Source organism: Ornithinimicrobium avium (genome assembly GCF_003351765.1).
Taxonomy (GTDB): domain Bacteria; phylum Actinomycetota; class Actinomycetes; order Actinomycetales; family Dermatophilaceae; genus Ornithinicoccus; species Ornithinicoccus avius.
The window spans coordinates 745,759-769,272 of sequence record NZ_CP031229.1 but is presented as its reverse complement, the minus strand read 5'-3'; the positions used below and the strand labels follow the sequence as shown (position 1 = coordinate 769,272).

Annotated in this window: 19 protein-coding genes; 8 read left to right on the top strand and 11 right to left on the bottom strand. The window is 74.0% G+C overall.

Translation table 11 applies throughout. The features are described from left to right. Positions 1-64: 64 nt before the first annotated feature. On the bottom strand, positions 65-985 hold the full coding sequence (locus DV701_RS03655) for an alpha/beta hydrolase (RefSeq protein ID WP_114927112.1): 921 nt from the start codon (positions 983-985) through the stop codon (positions 65-67). Positions 986-1,072: 87 nt separating this feature from the next. On the opposite strand from DV701_RS03655, the gene DV701_RS03650 reads away from it, so the two are divergent. Then, complete coding sequence (locus DV701_RS03650) at positions 1,073-2,407, top strand: nucleotide sugar dehydrogenase (protein WP_114927111.1); 1,335 nt, start codon at positions 1,073-1,075, stop codon at positions 2,405-2,407. After that, entirely contained in the window at positions 2,404-4,383 is a 1,980-nt protein-coding gene (locus tag DV701_RS03645; protein WP_114927110.1) for a DUF6541 family protein, read from the top strand. The genes DV701_RS03650 and DV701_RS03645 overlap by 4 nt, the downstream gene beginning before the upstream one ends. A 1-nt stretch (position 4,384) precedes the next feature. Here the strand turns inward: DV701_RS03645 and DV701_RS03640 are convergent, their stop codons facing one another. Continuing rightward, entirely contained in the window at positions 4,385-5,164 is a 780-nt protein-coding gene (locus DV701_RS03640) for a glycerophosphodiester phosphodiesterase (protein ID WP_114927109.1), read from the bottom strand. A gap of 95 nt (positions 5,165-5,259) precedes the next feature. Between DV701_RS03640 and DV701_RS03635 the strand changes: the two genes are divergently transcribed. The 4 genes from DV701_RS03635 to DV701_RS18095 all read left to right on the top strand — a co-directional run bounded on the left by DV701_RS03635 (position 5,260) and on the right by DV701_RS18095 (position 7,706). Continuing rightward, positions 5,260-5,607 (top strand): hypothetical protein, encoded by a 348-nt coding sequence (locus DV701_RS03635; protein WP_228255203.1) that lies wholly within the window; start codon positions 5,260-5,262, stop codon positions 5,605-5,607. Positions 5,608-6,100: 493 nt separating this feature from the next. Further along, on the top strand, positions 6,101-6,520 hold the full coding sequence (locus DV701_RS18985; protein ID WP_229574872.1) for a phosphatidate cytidylyltransferase: 420 nt from the start codon (positions 6,101-6,103) through the stop codon (positions 6,518-6,520). Beyond that, positions 6,517-7,524 carry a lysophospholipid acyltransferase family protein gene (locus DV701_RS19315; RefSeq protein WP_114927107.1) on the top strand — a complete coding sequence of 336 codons (1,008 nt, stop codon included), beginning with the start codon at positions 6,517-6,519 and terminating at the stop codon, positions 7,522-7,524. Before DV701_RS18985 ends, DV701_RS19315 begins: the two co-directional genes overlap by 4 nt. A 26-nt stretch (positions 7,525-7,550) precedes the next feature. Continuing rightward, positions 7,551-7,706, top strand: coding sequence for a hypothetical protein (locus DV701_RS18095; protein WP_162802769.1), 156 nt, complete (start codon positions 7,551-7,553; stop codon positions 7,704-7,706). Between the two features lie 42 nt (positions 7,707-7,748). Here DV701_RS18095 and DV701_RS03620 read toward each other — a convergent pair whose 3' ends face one another. The 7 genes from DV701_RS03620 to DV701_RS03590 all read right to left on the bottom strand — a co-directional run bounded on the left by DV701_RS03620 (position 7,749) and on the right by DV701_RS03590 (position 15,231). After that, entirely contained in the window at positions 7,749-8,543 is a 795-nt protein-coding gene (locus tag DV701_RS03620; RefSeq protein ID WP_114927106.1) for a spermidine synthase, read from the bottom strand. Between the two features lie 60 nt (positions 8,544-8,603). After that, entirely contained in the window at positions 8,604-10,133 is a 1,530-nt protein-coding gene (locus DV701_RS03615) for a helix-turn-helix domain-containing protein (RefSeq protein ID WP_114927105.1), read from the bottom strand. Positions 10,134-10,190: 57 nt separating this feature from the next. Next, on the bottom strand, positions 10,191-11,459 hold the full coding sequence (locus tag DV701_RS03610; protein WP_228255202.1) for a ribonuclease D: 1,269 nt from the start codon (positions 11,457-11,459) through the stop codon (positions 10,191-10,193). Between the two features lie 83 nt (positions 11,460-11,542). Next, positions 11,543-12,202 (bottom strand): DUF3000 domain-containing protein, encoded by a 660-nt coding sequence (locus DV701_RS03605; protein ID WP_114927104.1) that lies wholly within the window; start codon positions 12,200-12,202, stop codon positions 11,543-11,545. Positions 12,203-12,289: 87 nt separating this feature from the next. After that, positions 12,290-13,324 (bottom strand): uroporphyrinogen decarboxylase, encoded by a 1,035-nt coding sequence (hemE, locus tag DV701_RS03600; protein WP_114927103.1) that lies wholly within the window; start codon positions 13,322-13,324, stop codon positions 12,290-12,292. A gap of 64 nt (positions 13,325-13,388) precedes the next feature. Next, positions 13,389-14,234, bottom strand: coding sequence for an ammonia-dependent NAD(+) synthetase (nadE, locus tag DV701_RS03595; RefSeq protein WP_114927102.1), 846 nt, complete (start codon positions 14,232-14,234; stop codon positions 13,389-13,391). Positions 14,235-14,244: 10 nt separating this feature from the next. Further along, the gene (locus DV701_RS03590; protein WP_114927101.1) at positions 14,245-15,231 is read right to left on the bottom strand and encodes a DUF4349 domain-containing protein; all 987 of its coding nucleotides are present in this window, start codon (positions 15,229-15,231) and stop codon (positions 14,245-14,247) included. Between the two features lie 114 nt (positions 15,232-15,345). Here DV701_RS03590 and hemG point away from each other — a divergent pair, with 114 nt between their 5' ends. Together hemG and hemQ are read left to right on the top strand one after the other, a co-directional pair. Then, the gene (hemG, locus tag DV701_RS03585) at positions 15,346-16,761 is read left to right on the top strand and encodes a protoporphyrinogen oxidase (protein ID WP_114927100.1); all 1,416 of its coding nucleotides are present in this window, start codon (positions 15,346-15,348) and stop codon (positions 16,759-16,761) included. A 116-nt stretch (positions 16,762-16,877) separates the two neighbouring features. Continuing rightward, positions 16,878-17,585: a hydrogen peroxide-dependent heme synthase gene (hemQ, locus tag DV701_RS03580; protein ID WP_114927099.1), complete on the top strand. Its 708-nt coding sequence runs from the start codon at positions 16,878-16,880 to the stop codon at positions 17,583-17,585. A gap of 22 nt (positions 17,586-17,607) precedes the next feature. Here the strand turns inward: hemQ and msrB are convergent, their stop codons facing one another. Both msrB and DV701_RS03570 read right to left on the bottom strand, forming a co-directional pair. Beyond that, positions 17,608-18,063 carry a peptide-methionine (R)-S-oxide reductase MsrB gene (gene msrB / locus DV701_RS03575; RefSeq protein ID WP_114927098.1) on the bottom strand — a complete coding sequence of 152 codons (456 nt, stop codon included), beginning with the start codon at positions 18,061-18,063 and terminating at the stop codon, positions 17,608-17,610. An 83-nt stretch (positions 18,064-18,146) separates the two neighbouring features. Further along, entirely contained in the window at positions 18,147-23,501 is a 5,355-nt protein-coding gene (locus DV701_RS03570) for a cell wall-binding repeat-containing protein (RefSeq protein WP_114927097.1), read from the bottom strand. Positions 23,502-23,514: the final 13 nt, after the last annotated feature.

The following is a 23,514-nucleotide window of genomic DNA, read 5'->3' as shown; positions in this document are numbered from 1 at the left end:
AATGAGACCTGTGCACGGGATATATCCGCCGCACAAGTCCTTTTCGGGTGCACAGGTGCGGGACTCAGACGTGCGCGTCGAGCCAGCCGACGATCTCGTCCTCGACCTCGTCCCGGTTCGTCTCGTTGAGCACCTCGTGGCGCGCACCCGGCCAGATCCTGACCGTGACGTCCTGGACGCCGGCCTCGAGCATGAGCCCCGCGACCTCCACCGCGGCGTCGGCGCCGCCCACGGGGTCGACCTCGCCGGCAACGATATGTACGGGCAGGTCGGCCGGCATCATCGCCGCGGTCGGGAGCTGGTTGACCCAGATCAGCCCGGTGAGCAGGTCGCGGTAGAACGCGGCCGTCGCCCGCCCGCCGCACAGCGTGTCCTCGACGTAGGCGTCCACCTGCGCCTCGTCGCGCGAGAGCCAGTCGAAGTCGGTCCGGTTGGGGGAGAACCTGCGGTTGTAGGGCCCCAGCGTCAGCGCCTCCATCAGCGCGCTGCGCGCCCTCGGCCCCCGGACCCGTGACTCCAGGGCCGCCAGCCGCACGCCGACCCGGCCCGTCGCACCCGGGTCTCCTGCCGTCCCGCTGAGGACCAGGGCGTCGAGCCGCTCGCCGTAGCGCGCGGCGTAGGCCCGGGCCAGGAAGGAGCCCATGCTGTGCCCGAGCAGCACGAGGGGCAGGCCCGGGTGCTCGGCCCGGAGGCGGTCGCCGAGGGAGACCAGGTCGTCCACCGTCGCCGCGAAACCGCCCTCGTCCCCGAGGTGGCCCAGGTCGTCGGGGCTGCCGGCCGTGCGCCCGTGGCCGCGGTGGTCGGAGGCGTACACCGCATACCCCTCCCTCGCCAGCCGCCGCCCGAGGTGGGCGTAGCGGCCCGCGTGCTCGACCATGCCGTGCGCGACCTGGACCACGGCCCGCGTCGTCCCCTCCGGCAGCCAGCGGTAGACGTGCAGGACGGTCCCGTCGGGGACCGTGTGGGTGAAGGTCGGCTCGCTCATGGCGCCCAGGGTATGACGTGGCACGGGCCGCGCGCCCACGTATCCTGGGCAGCGCACCCTGCCCTGCTCAAGGACGGACATCACCACATGAAGATCGCGGTCGTCGCGCTCGGCAAGATCGGTCTGCCGCTCGCGGTGCAGTTCGCCGACGCCGACCCCTCCCACGAGGTCGTGGGGGTCGACGTCAGCCAGCGGGTCGTCGACCTGGTCAACGCCGGCCAGGAGCCCTTCCCGGGCGAGGCGCACCTGGCCGAGAAGCTCGCCGAGCTCGTCCCCGCCGGGCGGCTGCGCGCGACGACCGACTACGCCGACGCGGTCCCCGGGGCCGACGCCGTGGTCATCGTCGTGCCCCTTTTCGTCGACGAGGCGAGCGGCCGGCCCGACTTCGGCTGGATGGACGGCGCCACCGCCAGCCTCGCGCAGCACCTGACCCCGGGCACGCTGGTCTCCTACGAGACCACGCTGCCGGTGGGCACCACCCGCACCCGCTGGAAGCCGATGATCGAGGAGATCTCCGGGCTGACCGAGGGCAGCGAAGACGGCTTCCACCTGGTGTTCTCCCCCGAGCGGGTCCTGACCGGCCGGGTCTTCGCCGACCTGCGCAGGTACCCCAAGCTCGTCGGCGGCCTGTCCGGTCCCGGCGCCGCGGCCGCCGTGGAGTTCTACCAGGCCGTCCTCGACTTCGACCAGCGCCCCGACCTGCCCCGCCCCAACGGGGTGTGGGACCTGGGCAGCGCCGAGGCGGCGGAGATGGCCAAGCTGGCCGAGACGACCTACCGCGACGTCAACATCGGGCTGGCCAACCAGTTCGCCCGGTTCGCCGACACCGCCGGGATCGACGTGCACAAGGTGATCGAGGCGTCCAACTCCCAGCCCTACAGCCACATCCACCACCCCGGCATCGCCGTCGGCGGGCACTGCATCCCGGTCTATCCCCGCCTCTACCTCTCCACCGACCCCGACGCCACCGTGGTGCGGACCGCCCGCGAGGCCAACGCGGCGATGCCCGAGTACGCCGTCGCCCGCGCCGAGTCCCTCCTGGGCTCCCTGGCGGGCCTGCGCGTCGTCGTCCTGGGCGCCTCCTACCGCGGGAAGGTCAAGGAGACCGCCTTCTCCGGCGTCTTCGGCACCGTCGACGCGCTGCGCGCCCGCGGCGCCCAGGTCCTCGTCCACGACCCGATGTACACCCCCGAGGAGCTGACCGGCCTGGGCTGGACGCCCTACACCTGGAGCCCCGGTGAGCCGGGCGACGACATCGATGTCGCGATCGTCCAGGCCGACCACCCGCAGTACGCCCAGCTCTCCGCCGAGGACCTGCCCGGTCTGCGCCTCCTCCTCGACGGCCGCAGGGTCACCGACCCCGCCCGCTTCACCGGGGTCCCCAGGCTGACCATCGGCGGGGGCGAACCGGTCGAGGCATGAGCTGGGGGGAGGTCGCGCCCGGGATCGTCGGGCTCGCGCTGCTGTGGGTGCTTCCCGGGTATGCCGTGCTCCGGCTCCTCGGCGTCCGCGGGCTCCTCGCCCTGGGGGCCGGGCCGGCGGTCACCTCCGGGGTCTGCGGCGTGCTGGCGATCCTCTACGCCTTCGTCGGGCTGCGCTGGTCGCTGTGGTCGCTGCTCGCCGGGCTTCTGCTCGTGTCGGCGGTCGCCGCGCTGGCCGGCCGCCTGCTGGGCACCACCTCGGACCCGCGCGGGGCGACGGTCGCCGGCGAGCGTCCGCTGCGCTCCAGGGAGAAGGTCTGGCTGGCGCTGACCTGGGTCCTGGGCGGGGGCGCGCTCGGAGCCGCGATGATGTCCGGGATGGGTCGGGCCGACCAGCCGCCGCAGGCCTGGGACGCTGTCTTCCACCTCAACGCGCTCTGGTTCGTCCGGGAGACCGGCAACGCCAGCTCCCTCGGCGGCCTGGCGCCGATGTACGCCGATCAGGTCCAGCCCTTCTACCCGGCCGTCTGGCACGGGATCGTGGCCGTCGCACCCGGCTTCGAGCGGGTCACCGAGGCGGCCAACTCCTCCTCGCTCGTCCTCGGCTCGGTGGTCTGGGTCGCGGGCCTGGTCGCGCTGACCCGGGTCGTCTACCCCAGCAGGGCGCTGCCGAGCGTGCTCGTCCCGGTGCTGGCCGCGAGCTACGTGACCTTCCCGGCGATCGCGGTCTCGATGCTGGCCGTCTGGCCGTTCGCCCTCTCGGTCGCCTGCCTGCCCGGCACGATCGCCCTGGTCATCGCGACCCTGCGCGGTGTCCTGTCCTGGCAGCTGCACCTCGTCCACGGCGCCGGTCTGGTGATGGCCGTCACGGGCGTCATCCTGGCCCATCCCTCGGGTCTCTTCTCCCTCGTCCTGCTCGCGGTGCCGCTGCTCACCGTGCTGCTCGCCCGGCAGATGCGGCGACGGTCGCGGCACGGCTCGCGCGTCGTGGCCGTGGCGGTGATGGTCGGGTGGGCGGTGGCCGTCGTGGGCGTGATCGCCTTCCTCGTCACCTTCCCGCCGGTGCGGTCGATCATGGACTACAAGCGGGGCGGGCAGGACTCCTACCTGCCGGGGATCGGGTCGATGCTGATCGACCACCCGCTCATCTACGTCTACAAGATCACCTCGGTCAACCTCCTCGGCACGGTCCTGGTGCTGCTCGGGGTGGTCCTCACCGTCGGCCGCTCGCACGCCCGGTGGCTGGTGGCCTCGCTGGCCGGGGCGGTCGCGCTCACCCTGCTGGCGGCCGGCCCGCCGCAGAACCCGCTGCGGGTCCTGGCCGGCTTCTGGTACACCCAGCCCTCCCGGATCAACGAGCTGGTCCTCGTCCCCGCCCTGGTCCTGGCGGCCGGCGGTGCGTCGTGGCTGGCCCGGCTGGCCGCCCTGCGCCTGCGGGTGCCGGTCCCTGCCGCGGCCGCCGGCATGGTGGTCGTGGTCGTGACCCTCACCTCGGGGCTGCGCTGGACCAGCCAGACCCAGGTCATGGCCTCCACCTACACGACCTACCCGATCGCCTGGGGGACCATCCTGGAGCCGCAGGAGATCGAGATGATCGACCGCGCCCGCGACACCCTGCCCGACGACGCGGTGGTGCTGGGGGAGCCGGTCGCGGGGTCGCCCTACCTGCTCGACCGCGCCGACGTGCAGGTCGTCTTCCCCCAGCTCAGCCCGATCCCGGACTCGCCGGAGCGCACCGTGCTGGAGCAGCACTTCAAGGACTGGCGGATCCGGCCCGAGGTGTGCGAGGCGGTCCGGGCGCTCGGCGTGACGCACGTGTATGCCGACTCGCTCACCTTCCAGGACCCGCTCAACGCGAAGTACGAGGACACCACACCGGGCCTGCGCAACATCGAGCCGCACGGCGAGGGGTGGCGCAAGCTGGACGAGGGCGGCCACGCCTCGCTCTGGGAGTTCACCGGCTGCGACGAGCGGTAGGTCACTGCACCCACTGGCCGCGGGCGACCAGGACGTCCTTGAGCAGGTCGGCGCGGTCGCTGATCAGCCCGTCCACGCCCAGGTCGAGCAGACGCACCATCTCGGGCACGTCGTTGACCGTCCACACGTGCACGAAGCGGCCCACCTCGTGGGCCGCGGCCAGCGTCGTGGGGGTGACCACCTCGATGCCGTAGTGGTGGGACGGGACCTGCACCCCGTCGACCGCGTGCAGCGCCCGGGCCACGACCGCCGGTCGCACCAGGTGGGGCAGCTCGGCGGCTGCGCGGAAGGCGGCGGTCGAGCTCTGGCCGGCCGAGGTGACCACCGGCCGGGTCAGCCGCATCGTGGCCGCCTGGCGCCGCTGGTCGGAGAAGGAGGTGACGCACACCCGGTCGTGGGCGCGGGTGCGCTCGATGACCCGCACGAGGGGCACGACCGCGCCGGAGGACTTGATGTCGATGTTGACGCGCAGCTCCGGCCAGGTGCCCAGCAGGTCCTCCAGGAGCGGCACGCGCTCGACGCCGCCGACCCGGGCCCGGGACACCTCGCGCCAGGACAGCTCGGGGATGGTGCCGGTCCGGTCGGTCACCCGGTCCAGCGTCTCGTCGTGGAAGGCCACGACGTGGCCGTCCCGGGTGGCGTGCACGTCGGTCTCGACGTAGCGGAAGCCGAGGTCGACCGCCGCACCGAACGCGCGCATGGTGTTCTCCAGCCCGTCCAGGTCGAAACCCCGGTGGGCCATCGGGACCGGTCCCGGGTGGTCGAGGTATGCCGTGCGCACGGTGCCAGCCTAGGCGCCCGTGCCGCGCCCGGGCCGCCAACGCGCCCTCGCCTGACATACTCCCTGGCCATGGAGGGGCTCTACGCGCTCAAGCCGTGGTACACCCGGCGCCTGGACCGGTTCGTCCGCGCGGCAGCGACCTGCTCATGTGGGCCGGGCTGGTCTGGTGGGCGGGCCAGCACTCCACCACCGCGCTGGTCTGGGTGCTCGTGGCCACGGTGGCCGCGACCCTGCCGACCTTCGCCTCGCTGTCCGCCGCCGGTGCAGGCGCGACCCGTCGCAACGGCGGCCCCCTCGGCAAGACCGAGCGGTGCGCCCTGGTGGTCCTGGGCTGCGCCATACCCACGTGGCTGCCGTGGGTGTGCGCCCTGGTCGTCCTGGGCTCCGTGGCGACCACCGCCCTGCGCCTGCGGTCCGCCCGTGCCGAGCTGGCGGCACCGTGAGCACGCCGGGGCACTGGTGGGACCTGCTCCTGGACCACGACCGCGTCCTCACCCTCCCGGTGGCGCTGCCCTGGTTCGGCGAGGTGACCGGACGCGGCGTGTTCAACCTCTACGTCACGCTCGCGGTGCTGACGGTCGGCGGTCTCGCGGTGGCTGTGGTGCGCGCGCCGGAGCTGCGCACGCGGTGGACCACCTGGGTCCTCATCGCCCCCGTCGTCGGCCTGCCGATCTGGCTGGGGCGGGGCACCACGGCGCTGCTCGCCGCGGTCCTCGCCGTCCTGGCGGTCGTCGAGTTCGCACGCCTCGTCGTCCTGCCCCGGACCGAGACGGTGCTGCTCCTGCTGCTGGCGGTGGCCTACCCGCTCGCCGCCTGGCAGCGGCCGGGACTGCTCGCCCTGGCACCGGCCATGGTCCTGGTCTGCGCCCTGCCCTCGGTCCTGCGCGGCGATGCCGCCCAGGGGGTGGAGCGGCCGCCTTCACGGCGTTCGGATCGGTGTGGCTGTGCTGGTCGCTGGCGCACCTGGTCGCGCTCTGGGAGGCGGCGTTCGTGGTGGTCTTCGCCGCGGCCGCCGCCGACGTGGCCGCCTACGTGGGCGGCAGGAGCCTGCGCCGGTTCGGCTGGGCCCGCCGCGCCATCTCCCCGCTGTCGCCCAGCAAGACCCTCGGCGGGCTCGTCGGCGCGGTCCTCGGTGCTGTCCTGATGCTCCTCGTCCTCGGCGAGCTGCGGCCGGGCATGGTCGTCGCGGTCGCGGTCGGCGGGGTGCTCGGGGACCTGCTCGAGTCCATGGTCAAGCGCCGAGCCGGGGTGAAGGACGCAGGGACCTGGCTGCCCGGCTTCGGCGGGCTGCTGGACCGCGTCGACTCCCTGCTCGTGGTGCTGCCCCTCGCGGCTGTGCTGGGAGGAGCGGCATGAGCAGGAACAGGTGGGCGGCGAGCGCCCGGCACGTCCTGTGGCGGGCGGCGTCCACGCTGGTGGGTGGCGTGCGCATCGGGGGTCATGTCCCGGACGGGCCGATGGTCCTGGTCGCCAACCACACCTCGCACGCCGACACCGCGGCCCTGCTCGCCGCGGTCCCCCCGGACCGGCTGCCGGTCCTGGCGGCCGCGGAGGACTACTGGTTCCGTCAGCCGCTGCGCCGTGCGGTGGTGACCGGGCTGGTCGGCGCACTGCCGGTGCCCCGGGACGGCGGGGGTGGCTACGAGGCGCTGCGGGCTGCCGCCGCACCGGTCCTCGCCGGCGGCGGGACCGTCGTGATCTATCCCGAGGGCACGCGCGGCCGGCCCGGGGAGGACCTGGGGCGGTTCCGCTCCGGCGCGCTGCGCCTGGCAGCCGACGAGGGCGTCCCGCTGGTGCCGGTCGGGATCAGCGGCACCGGACGCGTGCTGCCCAAGCACGGCCGCCTGCGCCCCGCGGGCGTCGTGCTGCGCTTCGGCCAGGCGCTCCCGCCCCAGGCGTGCCCGGGAGATCCCGGCCGAGGCGGTGCGCGCGGCGGTCCAGGCGCTGCGCGACGACAGCAGCGAGGTGCCCTGGCCCGACTCGCGCGTGCACCTGTGGCTCGACCCGCGCAGCGACACCCAGCTCGTCGGCGCGGCCTTCGTCTGGGGAGCGGCGGAGGCCCTGTCCTGGCCGGTCATCGCCGAGATGTTCCTCGTCCTCGTCGGCGCCCCGCAGCACCGGCGCCTCGGCCGGCTCACCGCCGGCCTGGTCGCCGGGTCGGTGCTCGGGGCGGTGGCGCACGCCGCCGCGACCCGCGGGGGCGCACGTCTCCCCGCCCCGTGGACCACCCCGCGGATGCACGACACCGCCCGCGCGCAGCTGCGGCAGGAGGGTGCCTGGGCCGTGCGCCACCAGGCGTTCAACGGCATACCCATCAAGGTCTACGCCCGCGCCGCCGGCGTCGGGGGGGACCCCGCTGACCGGCTTCGCGCTGGCCACCGCCGCCGTGCGCACGGCCCGGATCACCGCCGGGGCTCTCGCCGTCGGGGGCCTCGCGCGCTGGGCGGCGCCGTTGCTGCGCCGCCGCACGCCCGAGCACCTGGTCCTCGCCGGCGCGGTCTTCGCGGACGGCCTGCACCGGGTGGTGCGCCGCTGGAGGTGACCGACCCGGGGCGACACCGTGCGGACGACGGTCGGGCGGCGGTCAGCGCAGGCGCAGGGTGCCGGGGTCGGGCGGCACGGGCGAGCTCTCGCCCTCCTCGCCGAAGGGCCGGGCCCCGCCGGCGGCGCGTCGCGTCTGCGCGGCGTCGCGCCACACGCTCGGGAAGGGAGCCTTCGCCGCCGCCCGGGTCAGGGACACGTCGTCCAGCGGCTGCCTGGAGGCGACGACGACCACGTTGCCGAAGCGCTTGCCGGCGGCGATCTCGCGCAGCAGCATCTGGCCCACGTGCGCCAGCTCCAGCTCCAGCGTCGCGCAGTAGCGCCCCACCCACCGCAGCCCGGGGTCGTCGGCGACGTTGGCCAGGACCAGCCCGTCGGGAGCCAGGACCCGGGACAGCTCGCGCGCCCACGCCCTCCCGGCCAGCGGCCCAGGCACGCGGCCCTCCTCGAAGGCGTCCACCACCACGACGTCGGCCGAGCCGTCGCGCAGCCCGGCGACCCCCTCCTGCCCGGAGAGCGGGCGCACCCGGACGCGGTGGCCGCGCGGCAGCGGGATCTCCCGACGCACCAGCTCGGTGAGGGCGGTGTCCGGCTCGAGGACGATCTGCGGCGAGCCGGGGTGGACGCGGTGCACCCACCGCGCCAACGTCATACCGGCGCCGCCGACGTGCGTCACCGCCAGCGGGGCCGGGTCGGGACGCAGCGCCTGGAGGACGAGCGCGAGGTGCTGGACGTACTCGAAGACGAGCAGCAGCGGGTCGTCCGGGTCGACGTAGGACTGCTGGTGCCCGTCGCGCAGGACGGTCGCGCCACCGTGCTCGTCCCAGACGACGCTCACGGGGTATGCCGTGAGCGCACCGGCGTCGTCCCCGCCGCGGCGGCCAGCTCCACCTCGCGCCTAGATGTCCCGGAAGGTCTGGATCTTGGCGCCCAGGCCGTTGAGCCGGGTGGCGAGGTCCTCGTAGCCGCGGTTGATCACGTAGACGTTGCGCAGCACCGAGGTGCCCGGGGCGGCGAGCATCGCCAGCAGGATAACCACGCCCGGGCGCAGCGCCGGCGGGCACATGATCTCGCCGGCGCGCCAGCGGGTCGGGCCCTCGATCATCACCCGGTGCGGGTCCATCAGGTGGACCTTGGCGCCGAGCGTGGTGAGCTCGGTGAGGTAGATGGCGCGGTTCTCGTAGACCCAGTCGTGGATGAGCGTGGACCCCTGCGCACAGGCCGCGATGATCGCGAAGAAGGGCAGGTTGTCGATGTTGAGCCCCGGGAAGGGCAGCGGGTGGATCTTGTCCAGCGGCGCCCTCAGCGGGCCGGGGACGGTCCTGAGGTCGACCAGCCGGGTGTGGCCGTTGTCCGAGACGTACTCCTCGGACAGCTCGCACTGGAATCCCATCGTGTCCAGGACCGCGAGCTCGATCTCCATGAACTCGATCGGCACCCGCTTGATCGTCATCTCGCTGCCGGTGACGACCGCGGCGGAGAGCAGGCTCATCGCCTCGATCGGGTCCTCCGAGGGGGAGTAGTCGATGTCCACGTCGATGTGCTCCATGCCCGTCACCGTGAGCGTGGTGGTGCCCAGCCCCTCGATGGTGACGCCGAGCTTGCGCAGGAAGACGCACAGGTCCTGGACCATGTAGTTGGACGAGGCGTTGCGGATGACCGTGGTGCCGGGGTGACGGGCGGCGGCGAGCAGGACGTTCTCGGTCACGGTGTCGCCGCGCTCGGTGAGCACGATCGGTCGGGTGGGGCGCTTGGCCGGGTCGGCCGCGGCGCGGTAGGAGCCGGTCGTCGCGGTGACATCGAGACCGAAGTGGCGCAGCGCGATCATGTGCGGCTCGACCGTGCGGGTGCCCAGGTCGCAGCCGCCGGCGTAGGGCAGCTCGAAGTTGTCGAACTCGTGCAGCAGGGGGCCCAGGAACATGATGATGGTGCGGGTCCGGCGCGCGGCCGCGTCGTCCATCGAGGCCAGGTCGATCTTCTCCGGCGGCACGATCTCCAGGTCGGAGGAGTCCGGCAGCCAGCGGATCTTGAAGCCGATGGAGACCAGCACCTCGGTGATCCGGTTGACCTCCTCGATCCGGGCCAGCTTGCGCAGCGTGGTGCGCCCCTTGTTGAGCAGGGAGGCGCACAGCAGCGCGACGGCGGCGTTCTTGGAGGTGCGCACGTCGATCTCGCCGGACAGCTTCAGGCCGCCCTCGATCCGCAGGTTCTGCGGGACGCCGGAGGAGACCTGGACGATCTCGGAGTCCAGCTTCTCCCCGATCCGGGCGATCATCTCCAGGGAGAGGTTCTGCTTGCCCTGCTCGATGCGGGCCACGGCGCTCTGGCTCGTGCCGAGCAGCTCGGCCAGGTCGGCCTGGGTCAGGTCCTTGTGGCGGCGCGCGTCGCGGATCAGTCCACCGATGCGCGAGAGGTAGCTCTCAGTCATGGAGCACCACTGTAGATCACATATATGAGATATGCGTGACGGCGCAGGTCCGGCCGGTCAGGGGTGTTCCTGGAGCGCCGCGACGACCAGCGGGACGACCAGCTCGCGCTGCCACGGGCGGGCGCCGAGCGCGGCGAAGGCCTCGTCCACCGTCCGGGCGCTCACCGTCGACGGCGGGCGCCACAGCACCTTGCGCACGTGCTCGGGGGTCATCAGGTTCTCCACCGGCACGTCCACGCGCTCGGAGAGGGTGGCCAGCTCGGCGCGGGCCATGCTCAGCCGCTGGGCGGCGGCCGGGTCGCGCTCGGCCCACGCCCGGGCCGGCGGCGGTCCCTCGCTCCGCGGCGAGGGTGCGGGCAGCTCCTCCTCGGGCAGCTCGGCGGCCCGGCGGACCGCGTCGAGCCAGGTGCGCTGGTAGCGCTGCAGGCCCTGCTCGGCCCGCCGCTGGCGCGAGCGGGACCGGTCGGGCCGCTCCGACGCCAGTCCGGAGGGGTGGAGCGGCATCCTGGTGGCGAGGTCGACGAGAGTGCTGTCCGGGACGATGCGGCTGGGGGCGACGTCGCGCTCCTGGGCGATGGCGTCGCGGGCGTGCCAGAGCTCGCGCAGCGCGGCCAGGTTGCGTGGCCTGCGCACCCGGTGCATCCCGGAGGTGCGCCGCCAGTCCTCGCCGTCGGCGGAGCGCGGTCGGAAGTCGACCAGGGCGGCGAACTCCTGGCGGGCCCACGCGAGCTTGCCCTGCTCGGCCAGGTCGCGCTCCATCCGGTCGCGCAGGTCGACGAGCAGCTCGACGTCGAGGGCGGCGTAGCGCAGCCAGGGTTCGGGCAGCGGCCGGGTCGACCAGTCGACCGCCGAGTGCTCCTTGGCGAGCGTGACGCCGAGGTAGTACTCGAGGGAGGCGGACAGCCCCACGCGGGGCAGACCGGCCAGACGTGCTCCCAGCTCGGTGTCGAAGAGGGCGCGCGGGCGCAGACCGACCTCCGCCAGGCAGGGGATGTCCTGGGTGGCGGCGTGCAGGACCCACTCGTCGGGGGCCAGGACCTCGTCGAGCCCCGCGAGGTCGGCGAAGGGCACCGGGTCGACCAGCCAGGTGCCCGAGCCCCGCCGGCTCAGCTGGACGAGGTAGGCGCGCTGGCCGTAGCGGTACCCGGACGCGCGCTCGGCGTCGACCGCCACCGGCCCGCTCCCGCCCCGCAGCGACTCCATCGCCTCGGCCAGGTCCCGCTCGGTGTCCACCACGCGCGGCACGCCCCCGGAGGGGACGTCGACGCGCTCGAAGTCGGAGGTGGGGTCGGGGTCGAGGTCGGGCACCTCCGGGACGCGGATCACGCCCGCATCATGCACCCTCGCCGCCTCGTCCCCGGAAGGGGCCCGGGAGTCGGGGACGGGCCCGTCCTCCCGCGAGGACCGGGTCACCGGCGCGGTCCCGACAGCGCCACGACGCCGTCGGGCAGCGGCGGCAGCCCGGCGAGGGTGCACAGCAGGTCGGCCCAGGCCCGCAGGTGCGCCGACAGCTCCTCGCCCTCGGCACCGTCGGTCAGGACCGGGGTCCAGGACGCGCGCACCTCGAGGTCCACGGTGGGAGCGCGGTCGGAGAGCGCGCCGAAGCTCTCGGAGGTCACGCAGGTCACCGTGCCGGCCGGCGCCGTCCAGCTCAGCGAGCCGGCCTCCAGGGCGTCGGTGAGCCAGGACCAGCCGGCCTGGCCGGCGAGGGGGTCGTGGCCGACCTCGGGCTCCATCTCGGCCTTGGCGTAGGTGACGACGCGCCACGCGCCCTCCCACGGCTCCGGGCAGGACGGGTCGTGCAGCAGGACGAAGCGGCCGGTCGCGTCGGGGTCGTCGTCCTCGCTGAGGTAGCTCGGCACCACCTCGCCGGACAGCGCGACCGTGTGCGGCGCCAGACGGCTGGGGGCAGGTACCTCCTCGAGCACGAGCTCGGGGCGCACGACCACCTCCCGCAACCCCACCAGGGCGCGGGCGAACACGGTCGCGTCCCCGTCGAGGGGCACGGCGGCCCTGCCGGAGGCGCGCTGACGGGCCTGCGGCCGGGATCCCGAGATTCGGCTCACCACCGATCCAGCGTATGCCGATCCGGCGCGCCGGGCCGGGACCGCCACGCCCGGGCACGGGGACCGGCGGGAGGCCGCCCCTGCCCGCGGTCAGCGGGCAGACACCTCGTGCACGAGCTCGACGACCCGGGTGAGGACGCCGGGGTCGGTCGCGGGCAGCACCCCGTGGCCGAGGTTGAAGATGTGGCCCGGCGCGGCGACCCCCTCCCGGACGATCTCGCGCACCCGCTGCTCGAGGGGCTCCCACGGCGCGAAGAGGAGGGCCGGGTCGAGGTTGCCCTGCACGGCATACCTGCCGCCCGTGCGGGCGACCGCGTCGGTGAGGGAGACGCGGTAGTCGACGCCGACCACCTCCGCGCCCGCGTCCGCCATCACGGACAGCAGCTCACCGGTGCCTACCCCGAAGTGGATGCGCGGGACGCCGAGGTCGGCCACGCCCTCGAGCACCGCACGGCTGTGCGGCTCGACGTGGCTCAGGTAGTCGGCGCGCCCGAGGTGGCCGACCCAGGAGTCGAAGAGCTGGACCACGGAGGCTCCGGCCTGCGCCTGCACGCGCAGGAAGGTCAGCGCGATCTGCGCCAGGCGCGCGCACAGGTCGTGCCACAGCTGCGGGTCGCCGTGCATCATCGCCTTGGTGCGCTCGTGGTTGCGCGAGGGACCGCCCTCGACCAGGTAGGAGGCGAGCGTGAACGGCGCCCCGGCGAAGCCGATGAGCGGGGTGGCGCCGAGCTCGGCGACGAGGCGGCGCACCGACTCGGTGATGTCCGGGACGTGCTCGGGGGTCAGCTCCGGTATGCGGTCCAGGTCCGCCCGGGTGCGCACCGGCCGGGCCACCACCGGCCCGGTCCCCGGGACGATGTCGACGTCGACGCCCGCGGCGGCGAGGGGGACGACGATGTCGCTGAAGAAGATCGCGGCGTCCACCCCGTGACGGCGCACCGGCTGCATCGTGATCTCGGTGACGAGGTCCGGCGTGCGGCACGCCTCGAGCATCGGGACCTCGGCGCGCAGCGCGCGGTACTCCGGCAGCGAGCGTCCCGCCTGGCGCATGAACCACACGGGGGTGTGCGGGACGGGCTGCTGGCGGGCGGCGCGGACGAGGGCACTGTCTGAGGGGTCTGGCACGGCGCCAGTCTGGCACGTCGGCCGAACGGCCCCGACCCCGCCCGGACGGGCCCGGCGTAGCCTCTCAGCGGTCCTTGAGGAAGGTGCCGGGAGTGACCGGCAGGGCCCTCTTGTGCGCGGTGGCGTCGTACCAGCCCAGGATGGTCGCCTCCTCCTGCGCAGAGACCTGCTTGCCCTCGAGGTAGTCGTCGACGGCGGCGTAGCTGACGCCGAGCGCGACCTCGTCGGCGACGAGCGGCCTGTCGTTCTCCAGGTCGGCGGTCGGCACCTTCTCGACGAGGTGCTCGGGGCAGTCGAGGTGCCGGGCGATCTGCCGGACCCGGCGCTTGGGCAGCCCGAAGAGCGGCACGAGGTCGGCCGCCCCGTCGCCGAACTTGGTGTAGAAGCCGACGGCCGCCTCGGCAGCCTGGTCGGTGCCCAGCACCAGCCGCCCGGAGCCACCGGCGATGGCGAACTGCGCCACCATCCGGAGCCGGGCCTTGACGTTGCCGCGGTGGTAGTCGGCCCGGTCCTGCTCGAAGTTCACCCCGGCGCCCAGCAGCGCCTCCCACTGGGCATCGACCCCCGGCCCGATGTCGACGGTGAACTCCTCGTCGGGCCGGATGAACTGCAGCGCCGCGACCGCGTCGTGCTCGTCCTTCTGCACGTGGTAGGGCAGCCGCACGGCGGCGAACCGGGCCTCGCCGCCCTGGATCCGGACCCGTTCGCAGGCGACCTGCGCCAGGCGTCCGGCGAGCGTGGAGTCGACCCCGCCGCTGATGCCCAGGACGAAGCCCCTGGTCCCGGTCGCCTCCAGGTAGGCGGTGAGGAAGCCGATCCGTCGCTCCGCCTCGGCCGCCGCGTCGAAGGCGGTCGGATCGACCACCTCGAGGGCGGTGCGGATCTCGTGCTGGCGCTGGGTGTCGGTCACGCGACCGACTCTAGTCAGCGGCGCCGTCGGGCACCGCCGGGGAGGGCCCCGGGCTCGCTTCCCGGCTGCCTGGACGCGTGCCGCGACGGACCCGGCGGCGCCAGGCGAGCAGCGGCAGCGCCACGAGGGCGGCGACGACAGCGAACGGCAGGACCCCGCCGAGGGCGGTGAGGAGGAGGGTGACCGAGGCGGTGAAGGCCGCCCAGCCCTGCTGGAGGCCGGCCAGGAAGCCGGTGCGCGGCACGGTCTGCGCGAGGGTGGCCGCGTCCTCGGCCAGGTGGAGGGTGATCGTGGAGCGGCTGACGTCCTCCTGGAGCACCTTCATCCGGGCCTTGAGCGCGTCGAGGTCGGCCTCGCGGGCGGCCAGCTCGCGCTCGAGGTTGGCGATCGACTCCACCGAGCCGGCCTCCTGCACCAGGTCTCGGAGCCGGGCGGCGCTGGCCTCCAGGGTCGCCACGCGGGCCTCGACGTCGCGGTACTCGGTGGTGACGTCCTCGGCGCTGCTGCGGCTCGAGGTGACCTTGCCCAGGTCACCCAGGGTGGTCACGGTCGCGTCCAGGTCGGCCGAGGGCACCCGCAGCACCAGGGTGGCCCAGCCGGGGTCGTCGTCGGCGCCGGGACGGACCTCCTCGGAGGAGACCCAGCCGTCCACGGCGACCACGGCGGCCCGGGTCCGGCTGACGGCCTCGAGGACGTCCTCGACCAGCAGCTCGACGTCGACGGTGCGGACCATCAGCGGGGCACCGTCGCCGGCGACCGCCGCCTGCGCGACCAGACCCTCGACCCCGCCGTCGGCGAGCCGGGCCTCGGAGCCGTCGGCGGCGGACTCGTCGGCGGCCGGCTGCTCGGCCGGCGCCCCCGCGTCCATCCCGACGGCGCCGTCGGCCTGCGCCTGGTCGGCCGCGGTGCCGGCAGAGCCCCCGGAGGCGCTGCAGGCGCCGAGCACGAGGGCGAGGATCAGCAGGAGGGGCGCGAGCACGCGCTTGCGGGTGTCCATGCCGGGTTCGACCCCGCGAGAGGGCGGCGGGCTCCCTGCACGACGGTCACGATCTGGTCACGGCAGGGAACCCCGGACCCCCTGCGGCGGGACGTCCGGTGAGACGCTGGCGCGGTGACCTCCTACCTCGTGCTCGGCGGCGGCATCAGCGGCCTCACCGCGGCGGACGACCTCCTGCGCGCCGACCCGCGGGCGGAGGTGATGGTCCTCGAGGGCAACGACCGCGTGGGCGGCAAGCTGCGGTCGGCCGAGCTCGCCGGACGGCACCTCGACGTGGGCGCGGAAGCCGTGCTCGCGCGCCGTCCGGAGGGGCTCGAGCTGATCGGGCGTGCCGGTCTGGGCGACGACGTGGTGCACCCGACCGGGGCACGGGCCAGCATCTGGTCGCGCGGCGCGCTGCACGCCGTGCCGACGCGGACCTTCATGGGTGTTCCCGCCGACCCGTCCGCGCTGCGCGGCCTGCTCACCGAGGCCGAGGTCGCGCGGGCGGAGCACGAGCTGGCGCTGCCCACCGGGCAGGCGGACGTGTCGGTCGCGGACCTGGTCGGGCCACGGCTGGGGGCCGCCGTCGTCCAGCGGCTGGTCGAGCCGCTCCTCGGCGGGGTCTACGCCGGTCACGCGGACGTCCTCTCCGCGGCGGTGACGCTGCCGGCGCTCCTGCGCGCGGCCCGGGCGGGGGAGTCGCTCGTGGCCGCCGTGGCGGCCCTGCTGCCGCCGCCCCCCGAGGACCACGCCCGGACCTCGCCGCGTCCGCCGGTCTTCGCCACCGTCGCCGGCGGTCTGCACCGGCTGCCGCCCGCGCTCGCCGAGGGTCTCCAGCGCCGGGGTGCCACGGTCCGCTCCGGGACCCTCGTCCGCGAGCTGCACGCGCTGGCCGGAGGCGGCTTCGAGGTGGTGACAGGACCGCGGCCCGACCCCACGGCCTACCGTGCCGACCGGGTGGTCCTGGCGCTGCCGCCGACCCCCTCGGCCCGGCTGCTGCACGACGTCGCGCCGGAGGCCTCCGAGCTGCTCGCCGGCGTGGCGACGGCGTCGACCGCGGTGGTCACGCTCGCCTTCCGCAGCGAGGAGCTCGGCCCGCTGGAGGCGTCCGGCTTCCTCGTGCCGCGCGCCGACGGCCGGAGGATCAAGGCGTCGACGTTCAGCGCGGCCAAGTGGGAGTGGGTGGCCGATGCCGGTCGCGGGGCCGGGCCGGACGGCGCCGACCTCACCTTCCTGCGCGTCTCCGTGGGTCGCCACGGCGAGGAGGTGGTCCTCCAGGTGCCCGACCCCGCGCTGGTCCGGACGTGCCTGGCAGAGCTCGGCCAGGCGCTCGGTCGCGAGCTGCCCGCGCCCGTCCACCGGCACGTGCAGCGCTGGGGCGGGGCCCTGCCGCAGCCCGCCGTCGGCCACCTGGACCGGGTCGCGGCCGTGCGCACGGCGCTGGAAAGGGTGCCGGGGCTCGCCGCCTGCGGCGCGGCCTACGACGGTGTCGGGATCCCGGCCTGCGTGGCCTCCGCGCACCGCGCCGTCGCGCAGCTCAGCGGCTGACCGCGCGCGCAGCGACGCTCTCGCGCCTCGGTGCGGGTCCGGGCCCGACCCCCTGCACCGGCGTGTTCGCAGACCCGCCCGAGGACCGTTCAGGGACGGCTCCCACAATGGCGTGCATGACCGACACCACCCAGATGTCCGACGAGCAGCTCGACCAGATCCACTCCGCCACCCGCTACGCGGCCTACTCCGTGTTCCGGGCGGTCGTGCCGATCACTGAGGACCGCGCCGCCCTGGCAGCCGAGGTCCGTGCGCTGCTGACCGAGCTGGAGGGCGAAGGGCTGGTCGTCCGGGGCCTCTACGACGTCGCCGGCCTGCGTGCCGACGCGGACCTGATGATCTGGTGGCACGCGGAGAAGGTGCAGACCATCCAGTCCGCCTACCAGCGCTTCCGCCGCACCCAGCTCGGCCGGCACCTGGAGCCGGTCTGGTCCAACGTCGGCGTCCACCGACCCGCGGAGTTCAACCGTGGACACGTGCCGTCCTTCCTCGAGGGCAAGGAGCCCAAGGACTTCGCCTGCGTCTACCCGTTCGTGCGGTCCTATGACTGGTACGTGCTCGACGCCGCCGACCGCTCCCGGATGCTCAAGGAGCACGGCCAGGCGGCCCGCGACTTCAAGGACGTGCTGCCCAACACCATCGCCTCGTTCGCGCTGGGCGACTACGAGTGGCTGCTGTGCTTCGAGGCGGACGAGCCGCACCGGATCGTCGACCTGATGCGCGAGCTGCGGGCCGTCGAGGCGCGCCTGCACGTGCGCGAGGAGGTCCCGTTCTACACCGGGCAGCGGGTCGAGGTCGAGGACCTGCTCACCCGGCTGCCCTGAGGGCTCGGCCCGCCGTCGGCGTTCAGTCCTCGGTGGGCACCAGCGTCATCGAGATGCTGTTCATGCAGAAGCGCTGGTCGGTGGGCGTGTCGTAGCCCTCGCCCTCGAAGACGTGACCCAGGTGCGAGCCGCAGGAAGCGCAGCGCACCTCGGTGCGCACCCGCCCGAGGGAGGAGTCCTCGAGGTACTCGACGCGGTCCTGCGCCAGCGGGGCGTAGAAGCTGGGCCAGCCGCAGTGGCTGGCGAACTTGGTCTCGCTGCGGAACAGCTCGGCACCGCAGGCACGGCAGGCGTAGACGCCCTCGGTCGTGCTCTCGTTGTACTCCCCGGTGAAGGGGCGCTCGGTGCCGGCCTCGCGCAGCACCTGGTACTCGGCGGGGGTGAGGCGCTCGCGCCACTCCTGCTCGCTGACGGCGGCGGGGTATGCGGTGCCGCCCTTGGCGGCGTCGGTCGCGGGGGTGCTGTGCTGGGTCGTCATGATGTGGACAACGTTAGGCCTGCCGCGATCCTTCCGCGCGGCCACCCCGGCACCTGTCACCGGCACCGGGGTGTCGCGTCCTCTCACTCCAGCGTGCGCAGCAGGTCGACCACCGTCCCCGAGATCACGGTGGTCCCGCCGAGCACGATGACGCGGCCGGGGTCCAGCCGGTCGAGCTCGGCCCAGGTGACCGCCGGGATCCGGCCCGTGCGGACCAGCAGCAGCGGTGACCCGGTCGCCCCGGCGCGCGCGGCACCGGCGAGCGCGTCCGGCCAGTCGAGCCCGGTGGCGACGAACACGTCCTGGGACGTCGCCAGCTCCTGCGACAGCCGCGCCGCGGTGTCGTACCGGTCGTCCCCGGCCACCCGCTCGACCGTTCCGTAGGCACGCAGCTGGCGCTCGACCGCCCTCGACACCGCGGAGGTGCCGCCGAGCAGGACGATCCGGTCGGGCGCGAGCCGCTCCAGCTGGGAGGCGGTGACCGCCGGCAACGAGCCCTGACGCACGAGCAGGACTGGCGCCCGGTGGTCTGCCGCCCGGGCCGCGCCGGCGAGGGCGTCCGGGAAGTTGGTGCCGGCCGCCACGTAGACGACGTCCGCCGAGCGGTAGGCCGCCGCGATCCGGGCCGCGGTGCCGTAGCGGTCCGCGCCTGCCCGACGGCTCACCACGGCGTCCGGCACCAGGCCGCGCAGGGTGCTCTCCACCCCGGCGGACACCGCGGTCGTGCCGCCGGCGACCACGACGGTCCTCGGGTCGAGCCGCTGCAGGGCGACCCTGGTCGCGGCCGGCACCGAGTCGGGCCGGACGAGCAGGACCGGACCACCCAGCGAGCCGGCCCGGGCGGCCGCCGCGAGCGCGTCGGGGAAGTTGCGTCCCGACGCCACGTAGACGGTCCGGACCCCCGGTGCGAACTGCTCCGAGACCCGCGCCGCGGTGGCGTAGCGGTCGAGTCCGGCGATCCGGGTCACCTCGGGCGGGACCGTCCCGGGCGGGTTCTCCTGGCACTCCTGGGAGAGCAGGGAGAAGTCCTGGGTCACGGTGCCGCCCCGGACGAGGGTGACGAGGTGGGTGTCGGGCCGGAACCCGCCGAGGGTCGCGGTCATCCGCAACGACCCGACCTGGGTGTTGATCCACCGGGCGTAGGTGCCGACCTCGTCGGTCATGATCACCCAGCCGTCACCGACGCCCTCGCGCACCGGCGCGATGTCGATCAGGATGCTGTCGCCGGCCACCTGGCCGCCCTCACAGTCCTCGATGTAGGCGGTGCCCGTCACCTTGCCCCACGACAGCGGGGGAGCGACGTCCATCGAGACCTCGACGGGGGCGAGACCGACCGGGACGTTGGCGGTGATCGTGACCCCTGCCGTGTAGGTCCCGGGCTGGTTGACCGCCGAGCTGTCCGTGGTCACCTCCACCGTCACGCTCTCACCGGGAGTCAGCGTCGCCTCCTCGGTGTCGACGAAGAGCCAGTCGACGTCGGCGCCGGCGGAGTCGCACAGGTCGTAGCCGGGCAGCAGCTCGGCCGCGTCCGTGGGGAGGAAGTTGTCGTCCATCCCGCCGACCTTGGCGAAGCCGCAGGCGCCACCGCCACGGAAGGTGGCCGTGTTGGCGTTCGGCAGCGAGGACCACTCGTCCGTCGCCGGGTCGTAGGCCCAGGAGGCGTTGGTCACGTTGTCGTCCTGGACCCCGCCCACCACGAGCAGCTCGGAGTTGGCTGCTGCCGACGCCGCTCCGCCGAAGGTCACCGGGGCGGGGGACGCTGCGGACCAGCTGTCGGAGGCAGCGTCGTAGGTCCAGGTGCTGTCCAGGAGGGAGTCGCCCTCGCCGAACCCGCCGGCGCAGACGAGGCCGCCGGCCACCGCGCCGCACGCCTGGTGGGAGATCGGCTCCGGGAGCGGAGCGGCCTGCGACCAGCTGTCGGAGGCGGGGTCGTAGACCTGGACCAGGTCGCTCATCGGGGCGCACTCGCCGTTGGTGCAACCGCCGACGGCGTAGACCTGACCGTCGACCACGCCGGTGCCCGCCGCCGAGACAGGGTCCGGCATCGGAGCACCGGAGGACCAGCTGTCCTCCGCGGGGTCGTAGATCCAGGTCTCGGCGAGGGTGCTGCCGTCCATTCCCCAGCCGCCGGACACCACGATCCGGCCGCCGACCGCGGCTGCGACCGGCAGCATCGCGGGCGCGGGCAGGGGAGCGACCGGCATCCACTCCAGCGCGACCGCGTCGAAGCGGTACACGTCGGTGATCACGTCCATGTCGTTCGCCCCCCCGAGGACGTACCACTGCCCGTCGAGGGAGACGACGCGGTTGTCGAGCACGGGCAGCGGCAGGGCCGGCAGGTCCGTCCACGGCTCCTCCGCCGCGCGGGGCGGTGCCGAGGATGCGGACGAGGCCGTCGACCCCGAGGACGGGAGCATGACGCCGGGGTCGAAGGTGACGGGACTCTCGGCCAGCGGCGCGCCCTTCGCGCCGGCCATCTGCGTGCTGGTCATCCGGCTGCCGTCGGCACGCAGGATCTCGAAGCCGCCTCGGGTCTCGCCGAAGGTGATCTCGGCGGTGCTGGTGCCGGTGTTGGTGACGGTGAAGGCGCCCCCGTCGGACTCGCCGAGTCGCACGGACGTCGAGATCGACGTGGGCTCGACGGACAGGACGGCCTGACCGAGGACGAAGTCGGCGCGCACGACCGCGCCCTCGGCCACGTCCACCGGCTGCGTGTCTGTGCCGTAGTTGCGGGCACTGGCCACGAAGGGGTGCGTCCCCACCAGGAGGGAGTGCAGCCAGTAGAAGCCGTCCTCCAGCTCAGGGTCGTCCGGTGTCGCGCGGGTGGTGCCGACGTCGGCCGGCCTGTCCTGCGAGCTGACCTTCGCGTTGACGATCCCGGTGCCGTCGATGTCGTCCTGGACGTACCCGACCACCAGACCGCCACCGGTCGGGTCGCAGGTGCGGCTGCCCAGGAAGACGTCGTCCACCTGCCACAGGAAGTCCTCATCCGGGCCGGGGTCGCGGTAACGGAAGCGGACCTGCGCGGCGGACGCCCCGGCGAGCTGCTCGCTGAGGTCGAGGGTGACCGCGCCGTACACGAAGGAGGTCTCCTCGCGGACCTCGGTCCAGGTGGCGCCGGCGTCCGAGCTGACCTCGACCGCGCCGCTGGAGTCACCCCAGCTGTCGAACATCTGCTGGTAGGCGAGGGTCACGTTCGACATCGCGGAGGCGTCGACGACAGGTGAGACGAGGACGGTGTCCAGCCCGGCGCCCAGGACCATGCTGTTCGCCTCGGCGAAGCCGGCCCTGCCACCGGTCTGGTTCCCGATGCCCATCGGGTCGTCGAACTGCCAGAACAGGTCCCTGCCCTCGAGGTCCTCGACCGCCCACCCCGCGGGCAGGACCAGGTCGTCGAAGCTCTGCGACGTGCCGTCGAGATCGAGCGTGTAGCCCGGCGCGGTGCACGTCATCGGGTCGATCGTCAGGGCGAAGTCCGCGACGGTGCCGTCGGCCTCCACGACCACCACCGAGCGCGACGCGACCTGGTAGCCGGGCAGCTGGGAGGTGGCGCGCACGACGTGCGTCCCGACCGGCAGGTCGAGACTGTACTCGCCGGTCTCGGGGTCGGTGTAGGTGCCGACCGACGCGGCCCCCTGGACGCTGATCCGGGCGTAGAGCGGGTAGCCGTTGCCGGACCCGTCGGTGACCGTGCCGGACAACGTCCCGCTGGGCGCGGGATCGAGGGCGACGTCGTGGACGGTGGTCTCGTCCAGGGCCACGTTGACCGTGGCGGAGTCGGTCAGGTAGCCGAACCTGCTGACGGTCGTGGCCCAGTCGCCGACGCCGAGACGCAGACCGTAGGTGCCGTCGGAGGCGGTGGAGGTGGTGCGGACCCGCTCGCCCTGCAGCTCCACGGTCGCCCCGGAGACCGGGTCGGACGTCGAGGAGTCGGTCACCGTGCCGACGACGCGACCGGTGTCGCCGATGGGGGCGGACGCGAGCAGGGCCAGCGCGTCCAGCCGACCCTCTCCGTAGACGTTGTTGTCGTCGTCGGTGCCGCCGCACTGGTCGTCGGGCGTGTCGATCGCCGAGCCGTCGAGGAGCTCTCGGGTGAAGGCGACGTCGCCGATCAGGTCCGGAGCGGCCGACCAGAGCAGCGCGACGGTTCCGGCCACGTGCGGAGCGGCCATCGAGGTGCCGCTGTAGGCCTCGTAGCCGCCGCCGGGCACGGAGGAGCGCACGTCCACGCCCGGCGCGGAGATGTCGGGCTTGATGGCTCCGTCCTGGCCCGCGCCGCGCGAGGAGAAGTCCGCGATCGTCGCGTCGACGTCGTAGGCGCCCACCGCGTAGTTGATGGAGCGGCTGCCCGGTGACCCGGACGTCTGGCACTGCGGTCCCATGTTGCCGTTGGACCAGACGCCGAAGATCCCGGAGGCCGCCCACGCCTGCGCGACGTCCTCCATGAACGGGTCGTTCGTCGGGAAGCCGCTGCCCCAGGAGTTGTTGATGATGTTCGGTCGCAGGTCGGGGCGGGGGTTGTCGCCGACCAGGTCGGTCGGGGCCAGCATCCACTCGCCGGAGGAGATGAGCGCCTCGTCCGAGGGGCAGCAGCCGTTGGCGGCGATCCACGTCGCGCCGGGCGCCACCCCGATCTGGTTCGAGCCTCCGTCGTCGCCGACCATCGTGCCCATCGTGTGGGTGCCGTGAGCGTCGTAGTCGACCGGCTCGTCGCTTCCGGTGCCCCCGGCGTCGAACCAGTTGTAGTCGTGGGTGAAGGTGCCGTCACCGTTGTTGCCGCGGTAGTGATCGACGAGGGCGGGGTGGGTGTAGTCGACACCGGTGTCGATGTTGGCGACCACGATGCCCTCGCCCGTCGCCCCGAACTCGGACCAGACGTCGTCGGCGTTGATGTCGGCGATGCCCCACTCGACCGCGTCGGTGATGAACTGCGGCTCGCCGACGACGGGCTCTGGCAGGTCGTACTTCGCGGGCAGGTAGACACCCTCGACCTCGGGGCTGAGCGCCAGGGAGGTCAGCAGCTCGCGGTCGCCGCCGGTGACGAGGATCGCGTTGGTGATGAAGAAGGACCGGTAGGCCACGCCGGCCTCGTCCAGGGTGGCGCGGGCCGCGGCCTGGCTGCTCTCGGCCGTCGAGGTGAGCGCGTCGTAGACGGCCTGACCCCGCTCGTCCCAGCCCTCGATGTCCTCGAACGCCGTCATGTCGGGGCGGTCGCCGAACCGCACCAGGACCGTCGCGCGGCCCTGGTCGTCCAGCTTGGCGTCGACGTCGGCCTGGATCTTCCCCTCCGGGCCCGGCGCGGCGGGCAGCGGGGCCGCAGCGGCAGCGCTGAGGAGGCTTCCGCCGAGGGTGAGGACCCCGGCCGTCAGCCCGGCGACCCACCTGCGCCGGAGGCCGGTGCTGTGCCGCGAGCGGGAGGTGCGGTGCTGGATCGACATGAGGAACCCCGTC

Bases quoted from the DNA above. Each gene is read 5' to 3' on its own strand.
- DV701_RS19315 (WP_114927107.1), top strand. From the start codon at position 6,517: ATGAGCAGGAACAGGTGGGCGGCGAGCGCCCGGCACGTCCTGTGGCGG.
- DV701_RS03650 (WP_114927111.1), top strand. From the start codon at position 1,073: ATGAAGATCGCGGTCGTCGCGCTCGGCAAGATCGGTCTGCCGCTCGCG.
- DV701_RS03655 (WP_114927112.1), bottom strand. From the start codon at position 985: ATGAGCGAGCCGACCTTCACCCACACGGTCCCCGACGGGACCGTCCTG.
- DV701_RS03570 (WP_114927097.1), bottom strand. From the start codon at position 23,501: ATGTCGATCCAGCACCGCACCTCCCGCTCGCGGCACAGCACCGGCCTC.
- DV701_RS03590 (WP_114927101.1), bottom strand. From the start codon at position 15,231: ATGGACACCCGCAAGCGCGTGCTCGCGCCCCTCCTGCTGATCCTCGCC.
- DV701_RS03645 (WP_114927110.1), top strand. From the start codon at position 2,404: ATGAGCTGGGGGGAGGTCGCGCCCGGGATCGTCGGGCTCGCGCTGCTG.
- hemQ (WP_114927099.1), top strand. From the start codon at position 16,878: ATGACCGACACCACCCAGATGTCCGACGAGCAGCTCGACCAGATCCAC.
- DV701_RS03615 (WP_114927105.1), bottom strand. From the start codon at position 10,133: ATGACTGAGAGCTACCTCTCGCGCATCGGTGGACTGATCCGCGACGCG.
- msrB (WP_114927098.1), bottom strand. From the start codon at position 18,063: ATGACGACCCAGCACAGCACCCCCGCGACCGACGCCGCCAAGGGCGGC.